This window comes from Vicinamibacterales bacterium (genome assembly GCA_036496585.1).
Classification (GTDB): Bacteria; Acidobacteriota; Vicinamibacteria; order Vicinamibacterales; family 2-12-FULL-66-21; genus JAICSD01.
The window spans coordinates 27562-42203 of the sequence record DASXLB010000003.1 but is presented as its reverse complement, the minus strand read 5'-3'; the positions used below and the strand labels follow the sequence as shown (position 1 = coordinate 42203).

General features: G+C 67.1%; 9 protein-coding genes. 2 read left to right on the top strand and 7 right to left on the bottom strand.

What is annotated here, in order from left to right:
- The 4 genes from VGI12_00455 to VGI12_00440 form a co-directional block, all read right to left on the bottom strand.
- The gene (locus tag VGI12_00455; GenBank protein ID HEY2431110.1) at positions 1-2142 is read right to left on the bottom strand and encodes a sulfatase-like hydrolase/transferase; all 2142 of its coding nucleotides are present in this window, start codon (positions 2140-2142) and stop codon (positions 1-3) included.
- A 45-nt stretch (positions 2143-2187) separates the two neighbouring features.
- Positions 2188-2793, bottom strand: coding sequence for a class D sortase (locus VGI12_00450; GenBank protein HEY2431109.1), 606 nt, complete (start codon positions 2791-2793; stop codon positions 2188-2190).
- 1 nt (position 2794) lies between these two features.
- A complete protein-coding gene (locus VGI12_00445) occupies positions 2795-3694 on the bottom strand; it encodes a VWA domain-containing protein (protein ID HEY2431108.1) in 900 nt (299 codons plus the stop codon).
- Positions 3695-3799: 105 nt separating this feature from the next.
- Positions 3800-4597 (bottom strand): hypothetical protein, encoded by a 798-nt coding sequence (locus VGI12_00440; GenBank protein ID HEY2431107.1) that lies wholly within the window; start codon positions 4595-4597, stop codon positions 3800-3802.
- 99 nt (positions 4598-4696) lie between these two features.
- On the opposite strand from VGI12_00440, the gene VGI12_00435 reads away from it, so the two are divergent.
- Complete coding sequence (locus VGI12_00435; protein HEY2431106.1) at positions 4697-6655, top strand: tetratricopeptide repeat protein; 1959 nt, start codon at positions 4697-4699, stop codon at positions 6653-6655.
- 42 nt (positions 6656-6697) lie between these two features.
- Here VGI12_00435 and VGI12_00430 read toward each other — a convergent pair whose 3' ends face one another.
- Together VGI12_00430 and VGI12_00425 are read right to left on the bottom strand one after the other, a co-directional pair.
- Positions 6698-7600: a hypothetical protein gene (locus VGI12_00430; protein HEY2431105.1), complete on the bottom strand. Its 903-nt coding sequence runs from the start codon at positions 7598-7600 to the stop codon at positions 6698-6700.
- A gap of 54 nt (positions 7601-7654) precedes the next feature.
- A complete protein-coding gene (locus VGI12_00425; protein ID HEY2431104.1) occupies positions 7655-9847 on the bottom strand; it encodes a tetratricopeptide repeat protein in 2193 nt (730 codons plus the stop codon).
- A 276-nt stretch (positions 9848-10123) separates the two neighbouring features.
- On the opposite strand from VGI12_00425, the gene VGI12_00420 reads away from it, so the two are divergent.
- Positions 10124-13267, top strand: coding sequence for a carboxypeptidase regulatory-like domain-containing protein (locus VGI12_00420; GenBank protein ID HEY2431103.1), 3144 nt, complete (start codon positions 10124-10126; stop codon positions 13265-13267).
- 98 nt (positions 13268-13365) lie between these two features.
- On the opposite strand, the gene VGI12_00415 is transcribed toward VGI12_00420, so the two are convergent.
- Entirely contained in the window at positions 13366-14604 is a 1239-nt protein-coding gene (locus VGI12_00415) for a VWA domain-containing protein (protein ID HEY2431102.1), read from the bottom strand.
- Between the last annotated feature and the right edge of the window lie 38 nt (positions 14605-14642).

The following is a 14642-nucleotide window of genomic DNA, read 5'->3' as shown; positions in this document are numbered from 1 at the left end:
CTATCGCGGCGGCAGGGTCGCTCTGACGCGCGCGATATCGGGAGCAAAAAACGCAGGCGGCGCGGTATCGACGAAGCGGCGGCCATAGAGGATCGCCTCCTCGCGGCGTCCGGCAGCGGCCAGCTCCGACCAGAGATTGTAGAGTGCGTTGAACTGGCCGCGGTCGAGATCGACCGCTTTCTTCCAGGCGTCGATCGCTTCGGTCTTGCGCCCGGTCGAGGCCAGGACGACGCCGAGCGTCGTGTAGGCGTCGGGCAGCGCCGGGTCGGCATCGATCGCTTTCCGAGCGGCGGCCTCCGCCTCTTCGAGCTTCGTCCGGCGTTCGGCGTCCGCGTTCGAAGACAGCGCCTGCTGAAGAGCGATCGCCGAGAGATTCTGGTAGGCGAGGCCGTTGGTCGGGTCGAGAGCGAGGACCCGCTGGAACGTGCGGACCGCGTCGGCGGCCCGGCCCGCGTCGCCGTACGCGACACCGAGGCCGTTCAGCGCCTCGACGTCCTCCGATGACATCCCTTCGAGCAGCGCGATGGCGCGGCGCGAGTCGGCATGGCTCTCGGCCAGGTAGAGCCCCAGCCGGATGCGGATGTCCCGATCCGGCGCGCCTGCCTTCAGCGCCTGCTCCAGCGTGGCGATGGCCGGCTGCGGCTGGCCGTTGTCCCAGTAGGCATACGCCAGCGAAAGGTACGCGTCTGCCGTGTCGTGACGGCGCGCGATCACGCTCTTCAGCATCGCGATCGCCTCGTCGCGCCGGCCCTGCTGCGTGAAGTCCGTCGCCTGGTGCAGGTCGTTGTCGATCTGGACGAGCCGCTTCGGATCGTCAGCCTCGGTGTAGACCGTCCTGGCCGGCGCGCTGCCACCTACGTACCCGAGCGAGCGAAGCGCGGCCACGTTCTCCGCCGACTCCTGTCCTGGTCGGTTGGGCGGCGCGAGATCATAGCCGCGCAGCAGATTGAAGAGGACCGCGGTCCGGTCGTGCTGCGACGAGGCCAGGTTGGTCTCCTCCCCCGGGTCGGCAGCGAGATCGTAGAGCTCGGCCAGCGGCAGGTCGATGTACTTGTTCCGCTCCAGCAGGACGCCCCGGAGCGGCGCCCAGCCGCGAACGAGGTTGTAGGTCATCGCCTCGAAGTACGACGGCCGATCCGACCGCTCCCCCTGGTCGATCATGGGTAGCAGTGAAGCGCCCTGCAGGCGCGCGTCCCTGTCGGCGCCGAGAGCATCGAGCACCGTCGGGACGATGTCGACGTGGCGGACTGCCGCGTCGATCACCAACCCGGCCGCCGACGGCACGTGGCCACCGATCCGCGCGACGATGAGCGGGACGTGAAGCGTCGGCTCGTAGGCGAACATGCCGTGCGTCAGCTCGCCGTGCGCCCCGAGGCTCTCGCCGTGATCGGCCGTCACGATCACCAGCGTTGGCCGCTCCAGGGCGGCGACGCGCTCGAACAGCGGCCCGAGCGCGTGGTCCACGAACGCCACCTCGCCGTAGTACGGCTGCTGCGCGTAACGGGTGAGGAATTCCGCCGGCGGCCGATACGGCGAGTGCGGATCGTAGACGTGCACCCAGGCGAAGAACTTTCCCTTCTGCTGGTTGATCCAGTCGAGTGCGCGGGTCACCACGACGTCGGCCGGCCGCTCCGGCATCGAGATCTCGATCGCGCCGCGCATCTCGGGCATCTGATCGTCGTAATCGTCGAACCCGAGCGTCAACCCGAATCGCTTGGTCAGAGGAAAGCCGCCGACGAATGCGCCGGTCGCGAATCCGCGGGGCTTGAGGCGCGTCGCCAGCGTCGGCGTGCCCGGCTTGACCCGGAAGCCGCTGTTGTCGCGGACGCCGTGTTCGTACGGCAGCAGCCCCGACAGAATCGAGGTGTGGGAGGGAAGCGTCACGACCGTGTGGGCGTGCGCGAACGTGAACCGGGCGCCGTGCACCGCGAGTTGGTCCAGGTTGGGCGTTTGCGCGGGGCCGCCGTACACCGACAGGGCATCGGCGCGCAGCGTGTCAATCGTGACCAGGAGGACGTTCTGCTCAGGGTCGGGCGCCAGCGCGAACATCTGCCCCCGGGGCCACAGATACAGGGCGGCGCTGCCGAGCACGAGCGCCGCAGCGGCCACGGCGCCGAGAATCGTGAACCTCCGTGGGGCCAATGAACCCCATAGTATCCGACGGCGGCGGGCCTCAGACGGGGGGCGTCAGTCGCTGGCGCTCGTCATCCGTGCATGGACGATGAAACGCTGCGGCGCGCTGCCGACGTAGTCGAACGGATAGCAGGTGACCAGGGTGAGCGTCGCGTCCGGAGTGCGATCGAGCACCGACGTCTCGTCGGGATCGACGATGCGGGTGCCGGTGACCTGATATCGGAAGACCCCGAGCGGAGTCGTGACCGCGATTTCGTCTCCCCGGCGGATGCCCTGGAGCGGCCGGAAGAAGGTGTCCCGGTGGGCGGCGAACGCCGCGTTGCCGATCTCGCCAGGCAGCGCGGTTCCTGGGACGTGCCCGGCGCTCGCGCGCAGCGTACCGCTGTCGACGCCCTCGCGGGCGATGGTGGCGACGCGCAGACGCGGGATCTCGATCCGGGCGACCAGCGAGCGGGCCGCCGGCGGGGCCGGCGCCCGCGCGGCCGGCCCCGTGGGCGCGCCTGTCCCGGTGACGAGCGCGGCACGATCGCGGTCCAACTCGCTCGAGAGCGCGGCCTGTTCGCGGGCGGCGGCGATCGTCACGCCGGCATACCAGGCCAGCGCGAGTGCCGCGACGACGAACAGCAGCCGCTCCATCGTGCGCAAGCCGCGGCGATCCATCTCAGTGCTGTGGGCCGCCGGCGTCATGTCCCTCTCTCACATAGGCCGAACGCGCGCGGACGGCGAGCTTGCGGCCGTCGGGTGGGCGCAGTTCGACGCGAAGCGTGTGCCTGACTCCGCTCGCCGAGGCGGGCGGCGGTACGAACCCGATGGTGTAGCTGCTGCGGATGTCGCGCGCGATTCGCTCGAGCGCCGGACGAACCTCGTCGAGGCGAGTGGGGAAGAAGGCCTCCCCGCCGGTCGCCGACGCCAGTTCGCGCAGCAGGCCCGGCCGGGCGTCCTCGTCCCGGCTATCGTAGATGCCGATGGTGTAGATGACCACGTCGCGGCGGAGCGCAGCCTCGAGCACCTCCTGAAAGTGCGCGCGGCTGGCGTTGTCGCCGCCGTCGCTGACGACAATCAGGATCTTGCGGGTCATGGTTCCCGCATCGAGTTGGCTCAAGCCGGCGTGGATCGCGTCGAAGAGCGCCGTCTGGCCGCGCGCACCGGAACGATCGAGCGCGGCGTGCAGCTCGGCATGATCACTGGTGAACAGCTGACCATCCGGCAGGCCGCGCCAGACCTTTTCGTTGAAGCAGATGGTGAACATCTGGTCGTCGGCACGGCTCGATTCGGCGAACGCCATCCCGGCGGCAATCACCGCTGGGCGGCGCGACACCATGCTGCCGCTGCTGTCGATGAGCAGTCCGACCGTCACCGGCGTGTCGTCGGCTTCGAAAAACGCGATCGGTTGCGAGCGCCCGTCGTCGAAGACTTGGAACGCGGTGGCCGGCAGACCGGCGACGAAGCCCGCGCGGTGATCGACAACGGCGACGTGGAGCACGACCAGATCCGAGCTCGTCTTAAAGGCTGGCGCGCGCGCTCCGCTCTGCGCCAGCAATGTCAGCAGAAGAGTCAGCATCCTTCCGTCTCCGGCGGACGTTGAGGAGTCAGGAGGAACGGGAGCAAATTGTCTCCCGTTCTTCCCGAGCCCTTACCCGACAGCGCGTTGAGACGCGTCCCGCATCTACGCGGTGCGCGCGGCGCGGAGCGCCAGCGCGGCGCCAAGCGCGAACAGCCCGAGGAGGGCAACGGCCGGAAGCTCGCTGGCCGTCTTCGGAAGACGACCGCTCGTGCCGACCGTCGGCTTGGGCGTCGTATCAGCCGAGGCCGTCGTCGTGCTCGGCGTGGGCGCCGGCCGCGCAGGCGCCGGCGCAGTTGTGGTCGCCGTTTCCTTGCTGCTCGTGCTGGTCGCCGCCGGCTTGGCGGCTGACGTATCGGCCGCGGTCGTGCTCGCCGCTGGCGCCGGGCTCTGGCTGGTCGTCGTTTCCGGCTTCACTCGGGACATCGACCCGCTCTTCCAGTCGTCGATCGAGTTGCCGTTGCTGTCGACGGCCATGACCGACTCGCCCGAGGCGTTGGCGATCAGCTGCGCCTGGTTCTTCGGGTAGACGAGCTCGTTGCCCGCCAGGTCACCGGCGTAATACCAGTAGTGCACCGCGGGGGCCTGATTCGAAGCGGTTTCCTTGAAGGTGATCACCGGATCGCCGCTCGGCTCCCGGCGCGTCGCTGGTACGGCGAGCAGCGTCGTGAACAACTTCGTCCCCTCACGATTGAAGATCTGCACGACGTGCCGATCCGTATTCGAATCGAGGAGCTTGAACTCGTAGGTGCCGGCCGGCAGCGTCATGCCGGGAATCGCCACTGGCCCGCTGAACGTGACATAGGTCAAGCGATCAGGCGGAACGGTCTGGGCCGTGGCGGCCCCGGCGGTCATCGCGAATACGGCCGCCGCAGCGGCCACGGTCATCTGAATGCGTCTCATGGGTAATGGACCTCCTTCTCCTCACTCATCTGCGTGGATGGTTGCATGCGCCGTGCCCGCGGCTTGCGACCACAGCCGTTTCACGACGATGATGTCGAGGTGGCGAGACAGCGTCGGAACGCTTCAGCTCGACGGACGCGGTCGAGCCCGGCCGTTCTCGCTCGCATCACACCGGTCGTCCTCGTACTCCTGACGCTGTTCGTCTACTGGCGCGTGCAGTACTTCGAGTTCGTCAACTGGGACGATCCGGCCTACGTCACCGGGAACACTCAGGTCCAGGCGGGTCTCTCGACATCTACCCTCTGGTGGGCGCTGACGACCATGCAATCGCCGTACTGGCATCCGCTCACGTGGATGTCGCACCTGCTCGACGTGACGCTCTACGGCATGAACGCCGGACCGCACCACGTGACCAGTCTTGCGCTCCACCTCGCGAACACCCTGCTGCTCTTCGTGGGGCTGCGCCGGATGACGGGGGACGACGGTCCGAGCGCGTTCGCCGCCGCGTTGTTTGCCGTCCACCCTCTGCATGTCGAGTCGGTGGCGTGGGTGGCAGAGCGGAAGGACGTGCTGAGCAGCTTCTTCCTGATTCTCACGATCTGGGCCTACATCCGCTACTGCGAGCGGAGGTCGGCTCAACGCTTCCTGGCCGTGGCCGGCGCCTATGCTCTGGCGCTGATGTCGAAGCCGATGGTGGTGACGCTGCCGTTCGTGCTCCTGCTGCTGGATCGATGGCCATTGCGTCGATTCGGCGGTGGTCCCGACACGCCGGCCACTTCCGGCATGACGTCGCTCGCGCATTGTGTGCTGGAGAAGATCCCGTTGCTGGCGATGGCGGCCGCCACAGCCGTCGCGACGGTCATCGTCCAGACGAACGTCGGCGCCGTCGCGGGATTGACTGCCCTGCCGTTGCCGCGCCGGATGGCGACCGCGCTGGTCGGCTGCGTTGGGTATCTCGGCGCAGCCGTCTGGCCCGCCCACCTCGCCGCGTTCTACCCGCTGCGCGAGATTGCCGGCTGGCAGGCGGCGGCCGCCTCGGCGATCCTGATCGCCGTCACCGTCGCCGCCTGGGCACTTCGCCGCAGTCGTCCCTATCTCGTCGTCGGCTGGCTCTGGTATTTGATCACCATCGCGCCGGTCATCGGCCTGATGCAAGCCGGCGAGCAGGCGCGCGCCGATCGGTTCGTCTACATGCCCATCGTCGGTCTGTTCGTGATCGCGGCGTGGGGCGGACGGGATCTGCAGCGACGCCTCGCGCTGCCGCCGCGCGCGATGGGCGCGATGGCCGTCGCGATCATCGCGGCGGGGGCGTGGACGGCCCGGGCACAGGCCGCGACCTGGTCGGACAGCAGCACCCTCTGGCTGCATGCCACTGCGGTGACCCACGGCAACTATGTGGCCTATGAAAACCTGGCTCAGGCACAGCGCGAGCGTGGACAGCTTGGCGACGCCGAAACGAACTATCGCCGCGCCCTGACGCTGGCGCCGGCGCAGTCGCCACGGTACGAGTCAATCATCCACAACAGTCTCGGCCTGGTCCTGCAGCAGCAGGGGCGAGAGCAGGAGTCGCACCTGCAATTCGCCGAAGCGGTTCGCCTCAGTCCCGGGTTTGCCGAGGGTCAGAACAACCTCGCCAACACACTGGCCGCGGCCGGCGCGCTGGCCGACGCCATTCCACACTACGAGGCGGCGATCGCGCTCGAACCGGCGTCGACCGAGCCGCGGGTGGGACTCGGCGCGGTGCTCCTGCGGCAGCAGAGACCCGCCGAGGCGATTTCACAATACCGGGACGCGCTGCGGCTGGATTTCCGCCTCGCGGAAGCCCACAACGGTATCGGCGGTGCGCTCGCCATCGAGGGAAAGGCCGGCGAGGCGATGGCGGAATACGAGGAGGCGCTGCGGCTGAAACCGCTGCCGAGCGCTCACCTCAACATCGCGCTGCTGCTGATCCGCCAGGGGATGGCAGGCGAGGCGCGCCACCACCTCGAAACCGCGTTGTCGATCGACCCCTCGTACGAGCCCGCGCGCCAGGCGCTCGCGTACCTATCCGCGAAATAGCCGAGATCCCAGCTCGCTTTCCAGAACCGGTTGTCCGCGGGTCTACTGCGGCGCGAAGCCGCTCGCGTGCACTTTGAGTTTCCGCTCGGGCGCTGTCCCGACCCGCACCGCTTTCACGTTTTTGGCGTTCTCGGGACGCGTGTAGACGATCTCGTACTGCATGGCGAGCGCGTTGGCATAAGCCTTGAGGATGTTCTCCATCGCGGAGATGTCGACGATGAAATCGCGCTGGCCGCCCGAGAGTCTGGCGAAATCGTTGAGCACGACGTCGCGCCCGGCGTTCTTCAGGTCGCCGCGATGCACCGAGAGCGCCCACAGCTGCGCCCCCGATTTGCGGAAGGCGTCCTTGATTGGGTTGGCGTTCTCGAAGCTCTGTTCGTCGCTCGGCTCGAGATTGACCGACACGATGGCGCGGCGCGCGTTCGGGCGGGCGCTCAACTCCGTGTTCGCCGCCGCGAGCGCCTCCCCGAGCACGGAGCCGACGCCGGCCCGCGACACGATCTTGTTGACCCCTTTGTCGAATTCCGCCAGGTCAAACGTGTACTTGACAATCGTGACCGCCGCCTGGCCGAACTCCATCAGCGTGATCTGGGCGTCGGGACTCAGCGTCTCGAGCTGGTGGGCGAAGGCGCTGGTGGCGACGCGCAAGTCACGAACGTACTCCTCGGGCGTGCCGTAGTGGTCGGTCACGCGCGATCCCTGCGCCGTGTCGACCAGGAACGCAACCGAGATCGGCTGGCTCGCCGGCTTCACCTCGACGACGGGGCGGTCCTGACCGTCCTCCTGGACCAGTACGTCGTTGGCCGTGAACTCGCGCGCCGGACGGCCGTTTTCGTCGAGCACGGTAACGAACAGCGATTTCTTCAGCCCGCCCTGGAACGCGGTGAGCGCGGGCGCGATGAGGACGATCACCAAAGGAAGGAGCAGCCGGGAGCGCGAACTCATGGGAATCCTCCGGCCGCGGAGTATATCCAATCCCACGGCCCATTCCAGAAGTGTTTACTTCGCTCGATTCGCCATCGCCGCCGTCAATTCCCGTGCAAGACGATCGTTCGGGTCGATCGCCAGCGTCGCCCGCGCGTGCCGGCGTGCGTCGTCGAGCCGGCCGAGCCGGTACTCGGCGTAGGCGAGGCGGGACAGCGTGTCGGCGTCCGCCGGGTTGACGCGTGCGGCGGCGCCGAGCTCGCGCGCCGCGTCCTCGAACCGGTCGAGCACGAGGAGCGCGAGGCCATACTGCTGGCGCGCGGCCGCAGCCTCCGGCTGCATCGCCACGGCTTGCCGGAAGAACGGCTCGGCGACATCGGGGACTCTCGCTTCCATGGCGAGGCGTCCGAGGCGGAGCCAGACTTCAGCGTCAGCCGACGCGGCCGGGTGGATGCGGCGGAGCGCCGCGGCGGCTCCGGCAAGGTCACCCGTGTCGACGAGCGCCTGCGCGTAGTCGTCTCCGCCGCCGGGCAATTCGATGCCGGCTTCGAAGCCGCGCTGCAGGTGCACGAGGGCGTCGGGTGCGCGCCCGAGTTTCAGCAGCGCCTGACCCAGCGCGTATTGAGCGTGCGGTTCGGCGGGGTCGGCGCGTTCGGCCCGCTGCAGATACGGCAAGGCTCGCTGATACTGCTGGAGCGCCATCCACTGCTGTGCGACCCCGAGCTGTCCGGCGCCGGCGTGCGGTGGATTGTGCGTGTCGAGCCACGCGGCCCATCGCTCCGCCTCGTCATCGCGCTGCGCGATCACCAGCCGCTCGGCGGTACGCAGCCCGTCGGTCCACCGGCCGTCGTCAAGCCAGCGCGTCGGCCAGTTGACGACGATGAAGGCCGCCGCCAGTGCGGCCGTCGCATACGCCAACCGCCGCACGTCACGCTGGCGGGCGGCCTCGATCCCGAGATCGAGGCCGCCTCCGGCGCAGACGCAGAGTGGCACGAGCAACGGCAGCCGATACCGATCTGCCACGAAGAAGAACGCCACGGCCGCGCCATAGAGCGGGACGAATGACAGCCAGATCACGAACCCGGGCCGCGAGACTTCGAACCCGGCGTCGGGCGTCGGCGATCTCGCGAGCCGCCACACCGCTCCAGTGATCCCGAGCGGCACCAGCAGCCACGGTCCGACGAAGAGAAAACGCAGCCACCCCGGCGTGTCGTACGCAAAGAAGGCGTAGCTGAGGGGAAGGGCGAGGTGCGCGGCATGGAAGGCGAACGCGAACTTCTTCGCGAAGAGCAGCGCCGCATCCAGCGGGTGCGCGCGGATCCAGGTCCAGGCCAGCTGGAAGAAATAGCTCGATACCTCGGCGTCGGTGGCCGGGTGACCGAGCGCCTCTGTAGCGAGGCGGCGCGTGTCGATCTCCTGGCCCACGATGGCCGGCCGGACGCCAGGCACCGGACGGTAGAACCCGGTCGCGTCGGCGTTGTTGCCGATATAGAAGTTCAGGCCGCCGTGCGACGACACGAGCGTCCATTCGCGAGTCACGACCACGTTCCTGATGGCGACCGGCGCCATGCCGAGCAGCAGACCGGCGGCGAGCGCCAAGGGGAACTTGATACGGCGAAGCGCGATCCACATCACCACGGCCAGCGCCACCGCGGCCAGGAGCACATTCGGCCGGTTCAGGGTCTCGACGCCCCACAGCAGACCGGCGCCGAAGATCGGGAGCAGACGAACGCCCGCGCGATCGCGGGATGACACGCCCAGGGCGACGCACCAGAGCGCCGCGGCGGTGAAAAAGACGTCCACCGACGATTGCAGGATCAGCACCTCGTAGAACGTGAACAGGCCGGTGAACGCCGCCAGCACTCCTGCCGCCAGCGCGGCGCGTTCGCCGAACCACTGGCGCGCCAGCAGGCAGACGAGCCCGACGGCCGCCGTTCCCATCGCCACCTGGACGATCCGGACGGCCAGGAATGAGTGAGAGACGCCCAGGATCGCCGCCAGGAAGTAGATGTAGAAGGGGGAGACGTAGTACAGGCCGGGTCCCAAACCTGGATGGCCATCGAGCACCTGCCGCGCGAGTTGCACATACGCAGTCGTGTCCAGCCCGGCGTCGGGCGCGAGCAGCGGATGGCCGGCGAGCTGCGTCAGGACCGCGGCCTTCAGAACGACGGCGGCGACGAGCGGCACGAGGATCCACCACCGGGCGGTCCATCCCTGACGAGTCGGATCGGCCGGCTGAACCGATCGTCGCGCGCGAGATGCGTTCATAGCAGCAGCGACCTTGGTGGTGTCAGTGGGCGGTCAGACTACCGCAGTCCACGCGGCTTCGAGCGACCGGCTGTTCCATTTCCGCTCATGCCATGCATCACCAGAAATACTTTGACGTAGTGGGGCCGCGCGAATAGCATGGCGCGCATCCGGGTCGGGTCCAGTACGTCGGTCACATCGTTGCGGGTTCCTTCGGGGTCCAGATTTCCGGGTTCGCGGGGTCAGGAGGACGGAATGATGATTCGTGGCTTACGAGCATTCCTGTTGTGCGCAGGAATGCTCGCAGCGTGGGCGTCGCCTGCGCATGCACAGGCATTCGGCTCCATTTTCGGCAAGGTTACGGATCCCTCCGGCGGTGTGCTGCCGGGTGTCACCGTGACGATTGCCGGAACGGGGCTTCAACAGCCGCTGGTGGGCGTCACCAGCGAGAACGGCACTTACCAGTTCGCGAGCGTTCCGATCGGCACCTATAGCGTGACGTTCGAGCTGGCGAGCTTCAAGAAGTCGGTTCGCGACAAGGTCGTGATTTCGACGGGCTTCAACGCCCAGATCGATCAGAGGCTCGAGATCGGCCAGATGTCGGAAGAGGTGACGATCTCGGCGGTGTCGCCGGTGGTCGATACCAAGAAATCCTCGACGAGCCAGACGTTTACATCGGAGGTTCTCGAGAAGATCCCGACCGCGCGCGATCCGTGGCAGGTCATCAACATGACGCCGGGCGTGCAAGCCGGCCTCAACGTCGGCGGGTCGTCGTCGGGTCAGCAGGTCAGCCTTGCCTCGCGAGGCACGCAGTCGAACGTGCAGTGGAACCTCGAGGGAGGCTCGATCACTGACCTGTCGTCGAACTCCTCGCCGTCGTATTTCAACTTCGACTCCTTTTCCGAGATCCAGGTGACCAACGGCGGCGGCGACGTGACCGTCCAGTCGTCCGGACTGTCGATCAACCTCGTGACCAAGAGCGGGAGTAACGTGTTCAAGGGGTCGGGCGTCGCCACCTACGAGAACGACGCGACCCAGGGGAACAACGTCACCGAGGACCTGTTCAACACCGGCCAGAACGGGTTCCTGTCGGGCAATCCGATCCATAGCATCTCCAACTACTCGGCCGAGTTCGGCGGGCCGATCATGAAGAACCGGCTGTGGTTCTGGGGCGCAGCCGATAAGCAGGACATCAACGTCGGCATCGTCAACTTCTTCGACGGCTCGCAGGGACAGTTCTGCAACTCGCTGATTGCGGCGCAGAAGGCTGGATCGAACGCGCTGAAGGGACTCGTGACCTACGACAAGCTGGCCGACGTCCAGAAGTGCCTGAGCAACGACAAGACGGTGATCAAGGACCTGCAGTGGAAGTTCAACTACCAGTTGAACGCCTCGAACAAGTTCCAGTACCTGTTCTCGAGCGACAACAAGTACCGCAATGCGCGTGGCTCGAGCGCGACGGTCCAGAAGGAAGCGTCGACCCAGCAAACGTCTGATGCGCCGTGGAGCTTCCCGCTGCCGACGCACTCGATTACCCACACCTACGTCGCCTCCGACAAGCTGGTGTTCAACAACCAGGTGACGTACGTGCTCGGCGGCTTCTTCCTCGATTACCAGGACGTGGCCCCGCAGGGCAACTGCGGTCAGAGCCGCTACACCGGGTCCGACCAGCTGTATTCCCGCGACTCCAGCTGCCTGTGGAACATCCAGCAGCTGACCAACCGCACGTCCAGCGTCCAGAGCCGGTCGCTGCAGGCGACCTACCAGACATCGCGCCCGTCCTGGGAGGTCAAGAGCGACGGCACCTACTTCATGAGCCATACGCTCGGCGGCGATCACTCGCTGAAGTTCGGCCTCGGCTGGCGCCGCAACCCGATCCTGACCTTCTCCCACTACAGCGGCGGCGCGCGCGCGACGGTCGAATGCGCCGGCAACAGTTCCAGCAATTGCGGCGACGGCAGCTACGTCGCCCCCGGGTCGGCGACCGGCGTGGTCGGCTACCAGGCCGTGCTCTACCGCGACCGCCTGATCAACAACAACTGGTGGACCTACGACGGCTACCTCCAGGACAGCTACAGCCGCGGCCAGTGGCGCATCAACGGCGGCCTTCGCTACGACTGGCAGCAGTCGAAATACCTCGGCGGCTGCGTGCCGGGCAACGCCCTGCGGCCGGACCTGATTCCGTCGCAGTGCGAGACCGCGACCGGGGTCGACACGACGACCGGCAGCGCGATCCAGTCGTTTGGCAACTGGTCGCCGCGCGTCTCGGTCACCCGCGACCTGTTCGGCGACGGCAAGACGCAGATCCACGGCAACGTGGCGTATTACTACGACACCCGCATCACGCTGGCGAACGCGCTCAGCGGCCTCGGCGCGGCGTCGCTCACCTGGGGACCCAACACGTCCTCCGGCGCGTGTACCGGGACGAGCTGCTGGCAGGACCTCAATCTCGACGGCGTCGTGCAGGTAAACGAGCTGACCGGCACACCGTCGCCGAGCAGCTCGCGCTTCGTCAACGGCGTGCTGGTGCCGGCAGGGAACACCGTCGACCCGAGCGCCAAGATCGGCCGCACTCGTGAAGCCGTGGTCGGCCTCCAGCACGAGCTCATCTCGAATCTGGCCGTCGGCGTCGACTTCATCTACCGCAAGTACGATCGTGGCACCGCCAACTACACCGTCGGCTTCACCCCGGGTCCGGGCTACGACGCGCTGCGCGCGCTCTACCTGCCCGCCACCTACATCGATCCCGTGACGGGCCTGAGCGCGCAGTACTACTACGTCTGCGACGGCTGCTCGCGTCCCTCGGGACTCGGCACGACGACGCTGACCAACCCGAACTATCAGATCTACAAGGGCGTCGATTTCACGATGAGCAAGCGCTACAGCCACAACTGGCAGGGTGCGGTCGGCATCACCGTGCAGGACAACCCGCAGTACTTCCCGTACGGAACGGCGACCTACCTCAATCCGACGGCGCCGAGCAGTACCGGAGTGGGTACCTCCTTCGACCTGACCAACGGCCTCAGTACGATCGCGAAGTATCTGGTCAAGGCGCAGGGGAGCTATACCTTCCCGTGGGACATCAACCTGTCCGGCAACTTCAACTGGAACCAGGGGGCGACCCGCACGATCGCCATCAACGGGCCGGGCCAGGTGCCAGGCGGCACCACCGGCACGATCAACTACAGCTCACTGATCGTCCAATCGGTCGACGCGGTGCGCTTCGACGCCACTCCGCTGCTTGATCTCAGCGTGCAGAAGGTCGTGAAGCTCCGCGGCGGCAAGGAGCGGTTGAAGCTGATGCTGGATGGATTCAACATGTTCAACATCAACGGCATCCAGAGCTTCGTCAGCAACAACCAGAGCAGTTCGGGTTTCACGCAGCCGGCCTCGATCGTGCCGCCGCGGGTATTCCGCTTCGGCGCGTCGATCCAGTTCTAACCGCGTTCTATCCGAGACGGAAAAAGGGGCTCCGGGTTTCCACCCGTGGGCCCCTTTTTCCGCCGATCACCCGAACGTCCGATCCCGAAATCACCCGATCATTTCGTGAACCCCCAGATCGCTTGCTGTGGCGGCAGCTTGGTGGCCGCATAGCTCCTGCGGGCGCGGACGCGCGTACCCGGCACGCTGGTCTTGACCTCGATCTTGCGGACCTTGCCGTCCATCGTGGCGTTGGTGGGCTGGTAGCCGATGATGTAGTAGGTGCTCGTATCCTTGACGATCATCGCGAACGCGTGGGTGATGTCGTCGATCTTGCGGATCATCAGCCCGCCGGTCCCCTCGGTCAGGATCGTCGGCCCATCCTCGCCGGTGTCGAAGCTCGTGACCCGCGAGCGCTCCATCATCGTCACGTCGGGGTTGACGCTCATGCCGTTGATCAGGCCGCGTCCGTCGATGGAGTAGATCGTCACGCCGCTGCGCGCCGCCTGCGCGGCCAGCATCTGCAGCTGCGAGCGGCTCTCTTCGACGTAGAACCCTTCGGTCATCAGGATGACCGTCTTGCGGCCGGGAATGCGCGCCAGGCCGCTGGCGACGCGCTCCAGACCCTGCAGGGTCCGATCCGTCATCATCCTCGCCTGGCGAACGTAGAGGCGCCCCTTCTGCTGGATCATGTTCTCGACGTTGCCGATGCCGCCTTCGCTCTGGCAGGCCGACGGATCGTCCGAGCACGCCTTCTGGCCGAGGCGTTCGACGACCTCGCGCGACCCGTCGGCGATCTGCATGGCTTCGACCTCGCTGTTGATGCGCGGCCATTGCCGGAAAGGCGCCTGGATCGCCTGGCGGTTCTCGAACGCGGGCTGCACCGCGCGGATCCCGCCGAGCAGCTCGCCGCGGTCGACCGTGAGGCGGCCTCTGTACATCCCGCCGTTCAAAAAAACGCCGCCCGCGTCGCCGGGCGCGAACATGTCGCGCAGGAAAGCCGCGGCGCCGTCCTTGACGCGCATCAGCGCGTCGTTCGAGAGATGCGCTTCGTCGAACATCATGACGAAGATCCGGTGCGCGCCAGACTCGGCGAGGGCGCTGTACTCGCTCGGAACCGCGGCGTCGCCAGTCGCCGCGTCGCGCGTCACCATGAAGAACTGCTGGATCTGCTGCGGTTTGCCGTTTTCGTAGATCGTCACCTGCTCCGGGGTCAGATCGCGAACGAAATTGCCGTTGCGATCGAGGACGATGGCGTCGACCTCGACCAGCTCGGTGGTGGACTTGAACGTGGGGGTACGCCCCTGCTGCGCCTGAAGGCACGCCAGGCCGCACAGGGCCAGCACAGTCACGCGCATGACAGGTTCTCCTCCGTGGAGCGGATTGTACCCTCGTC